General features: G+C 74.3%; 3 protein-coding genes and 1 pseudogene. 2 read left to right on the forward strand and 2 right to left on the reverse strand.

Annotated features, from left to right (window positions below; translation table 11 throughout):
- Positions 1–109: 109 nt before the first annotated feature.
- Positions 110–1,336, reverse strand: a complete 1,227-nt coding sequence (locus tag ACFVVL_RS35295) for a hypothetical protein (protein ID WP_387682659.1) — start codon at positions 1,334–1,336, stop codon at positions 110–112.
- 190 nt (positions 1,337–1,526) lie between these two features.
- A complete protein-coding gene (locus tag ACFVVL_RS35300; RefSeq protein ID WP_387682662.1) occupies positions 1,527–2,285 on the reverse strand; it encodes a lysophospholipid acyltransferase family protein in 759 nt (252 codons plus the stop codon).
- 343 nt (positions 2,286–2,628) lie between these two features.
- Between ACFVVL_RS35300 and ACFVVL_RS35305 the strand changes: the two genes are divergently transcribed.
- Both ACFVVL_RS35305 and ACFVVL_RS35310 read left to right on the forward strand, forming a co-directional pair.
- Positions 2,629–2,973: a thioredoxin family protein gene (locus ACFVVL_RS35305; RefSeq protein ID WP_387682665.1), complete on the forward strand. Its 345-nt coding sequence runs from the start codon at positions 2,629–2,631 to the stop codon at positions 2,971–2,973.
- A 359-nt stretch (positions 2,974–3,332) separates the two neighbouring features.
- Positions 3,333–3,428 (forward strand): annotated as a pseudogene (locus tag ACFVVL_RS35310) (electron transfer flavoprotein subunit beta); the annotation flags it as partial.

Consider the following 3,428-nt stretch of genomic DNA (forward strand, 5'->3'; position numbering starts at 1 on the left):
GGTACTGCAGGGGGGACCCTGTGGGAGAGTAGGACGCCGCCGAACAAATTTTGAGAAGAACCCCCGCCGGTATTCCGGCGGGGGTTCTTCGCGTTTCCGGGAAAGGCCTTCAGCCCTGTGGCTGGGCCGTGCCCCAGTTGGGGCGGCTCTCTCCGCGGCCGGGGGTGTCGGAGAGGCGCGCGACGGCGGTGCCGTCGGCCCGCATGGTGTAGAGCTCGGAGATTCCGCCGGCAGGGGCCTGGGCGAAGGCGATCGTGGTGCCGTCGGGGGAGTAGGAGGCGATGCCGTAGATGGTGTCGGACGGGCCGGGGGTGAGTGCCTCGACGGCGGTGCCGTCGGGGTGGACGGTGTAGATGCCGCCGCCGGGGGCGTTCTCGGCGTCGGAGGGGTAGGTGGTGAAGACGATCCGGGTGCCGTCGGGGGACCAGTTGGCGCGGTCGCCGGCGCGCAGTTCCCACGGGGTGAGCTGGCGCAGGCCGGTGCCGTCGGCGCTGACGAGGTAGAGCGCGCGGCTGTTGGCGGGCCGGCCGGTGGCGCTGGTCCGGTAGGAGAAGACGATCTGCTTGCCGTCGGGGGACCAGGACGGGTCGGTGACGACGCCGGAGTACGGGGTGTCGTTGGTGAGGAAGGTGAGGCGCTGGGCGGTGGTGCCGTCGGGGGCGATGACGTAGAGGTCGCTGTACTGGATCTGCTCGGTCGTTGGGTCCGAGGTGCCCCAGCTGCGGGTGAAGGCGAGCTGTTTGCCGTCGGGGGACCAGGCGGGCGTGGTCTCCGTCTCGTTGAGGCAGTCGGGGGCGCCCTCCTCGCAGAGCGAGCCCAGCTGGTGGGCGTTGCTGCCGTCGGCACCGGTGGTCCAGATCCGGCCGGGGGAGTCGCCGCCGGTGCGGTCGAAGGCGAGGGTGGTGCCGTCGGGGGACCAGGCGGGGTGGTCGTCCCGGGTCCGGTCGGCCGGTTGGGTGAGCTGCTGGCGGGTCCTGCCGTCGGCGGTGACCGTGAAGATGGCGCTGGTGAGGCGGTCCTGGTCGAGGAAGACCCGGCCGGCGATGAGGCCGTTGTGGGCCGTGGGGGCGGCCGCGGCGCCCGCGGCGCCCGCGGCGGCGCCGACCACGTCGGAGGTGGTGTCGGCGACGGCCGCCTCGACGGTCGGGGTGGGGCTGGGGGACTCGGCGCGGATCTCGCTGAGCGGGATCTCGCCGGGCTGGGCACCGCAGCCGGTGAGCAGGGTCCCGGCGAGCAGGAGGCCCGCACCGGCGCGGTGCCGGGTGCGGGCCGTGGTGGGGGCGGTGCGGTGGATGGTGGGGGTGGTCCGTGAGAGCCGTGTCCGTGTGCGGGTCATCCGCGTCTCATCTCCGTCTCCGATCCGTCCGGCGCGGCCGGACGTCAGCCCCCCGAAGGAGCTGTCACTGTGTCAGATCGGAGTGGGGCGAGCGGGGCGACACGCGACGGTGCGCGTCCGCTCGGGGACGGGGAGTCATCCGTTCGCGGGGGCGCGGGGCGCGGGGCGGACGGGGCCGGGCCGGAGCGGGTCAGTCCCGGGCGGCGCGGCGTTCGGCCTCCGCCTCGTCCTCGGCCTCGGCGGTCTCCAGGGTGGGCGCGGTGCCGCCGAGGTGGGCAGGCAGCCACCAGGTGTCGTCGGCGCCGGCGGGCTTGCTGGGGTACTCGCGCTGGGCCCGGTCGAGCATCTCGGTCATCGCGGCGCGCAGCCGGCGGGTGACCATGACGGGCTTGTCCTCGGGCTTCAGCACGATCGGCTCGCCGATCATGATGGTGACCGGGACGTGCCGCTTGGTGAGGGTCTTCGGGCGGCCCTTGGTCCACAGCTGCTGGGTGCCCCACAGGACGACCGGGAGCAGCGGGGCGCCGGAGTCGGCGGCCATCCGGGCGGCGCCGGTCTTGAACTTCTTCAGCATGAAGGAGCGGCTGATGGTCGCCTCGGGGAAGACGCCGACCACCTCGCCGGCGCGCAGGGCGCGGACGGCGGCCTCGTAGGCGGGCTGGCCGTCGGTGCGGTCGACCGGGATGTGCTTCATGCCGCGCATCAGCGGCCCGGAGACGGCGTGCTTGAAGACGTCGTCCTTGGCCATGAAGCGGGTCTTGCGCTTGCCGCCGCGGTAGGCGCCGAGGCCGGCGAAGAGGAAGTCGAGGTAGCTGATGTGGTTGCTCACGAGCACCGCTCCGCCCTTGGCGGGGATGTGTTCGGCGCCGACGATCCTGATGCGCACGTCGAGCGCGCGGAAGACGGTCAGCGCGGCGCCGATCACCGGCGGGTACACGAGCTCTGCCACGGTCAGTCCTGACTTCGACGGGCCTGGGGCCCGGTACGGCGGGGTCCCGCGTGCCGTAGGTGGGGGCCGACCGGGGGCGCGGCACACCGCGGCGGCCACGGGCGATACACGGAGATGATCCCCCGAACGGGTACCCGCTGTCACCTGAGGCGGGCCGTGGGAGCGGATCCGGCGGTGTGATGTGCGTGATGAGGCAGGGTGGGAACTTTTCCCGGCCGGGCGTCCGGTCGGTTTCCGTGCCCGCCGGGGCGGGGGGCGGGCTGCCGGGGATGACCGGGGCGGCGGCGGGTGTTGTGGTGGCCGTGGCCGCGGGCTCGCCGGGGCCGGCGCGGACGGTGCGCGGGTGACGGAGAGGGCGTGGGTGCGGGTGGTGGACGCGGTGGTGCGGCTGTCGGCGGCGGAGCTGGGGGAGCCGCTCGGGCAGCGGGCGACGCTGGTGCAGTTCTCCACCGCGTTCTGCCAGCCGTGCCGGGCGACCCGGCGGGTGCTGTCCGAGGTGGCGGGGATGGTGGAGGGGGTGGCGCACGTCGAGCTGGACGCGGAGGAGCAGCTGGAGCTGGTGCGGCGCCTGGGCGTGCTGCGGACGCCGACCGTGCTGGTGCTGGACGCCGACGGCCGGGTGGTGCGGCGGGCGGCCGGTCAGCCGCGGCGCGCGGATGTGATCGTGGCGCTGGGCGCGGCGGTCTGACGCCCCCGGGAGGCGGCCCGGCCGGGAGGGCGAGGTGACTCCGGTGGCGCAAGGGCAGCCCCGTCGGGTGGAGCCGGGGGTGGGCTGGGGCAGGATGGCTCCGACGGCGGCGCGGCCGTCCCGCGGTCCGCACCGGACCGAGGTCCTCCCCGGGGCTGCCGAGGGGGCCGGCGGGGCGCCCGGCCGGGACCGCACGGCGTAAGCTACTGGCGAGTAGTGACCGTCGGGCTACTGGCGGGTATGCTGCCAGCAAGTTCCGGACCGGCACGGGAACACGCTGCCGGGAGCGGGTGCGAGCCGTGTGCGCGCCCGCTTGCACCACCGCAGCCGCCGGACGAGACCAGTACAGGAGACAGGCCGTGAGCTTGAGGATCGTTGTCTGTGTGAAGTACGTGCCGGACGCGACGGGTGACCGTCGTTTCTCGGACGATCACACCACCGACCGGGAGGGCGTG

Source organism: Kitasatospora sp. NPDC058115 (genome assembly GCF_042884635.1).
In the GTDB taxonomy this organism is placed as follows: Bacteria; Actinomycetota; Actinomycetes; order Streptomycetales; family Streptomycetaceae; genus Kitasatospora.

Coding starts and splice junctions, on each gene's coding strand:
- ACFVVL_RS35295 (WP_387682659.1), bottom strand. CDS start 1,336: ATGACCCGCACACGGACACGGCTCTCACGGACCACCCCCACCATCCAC.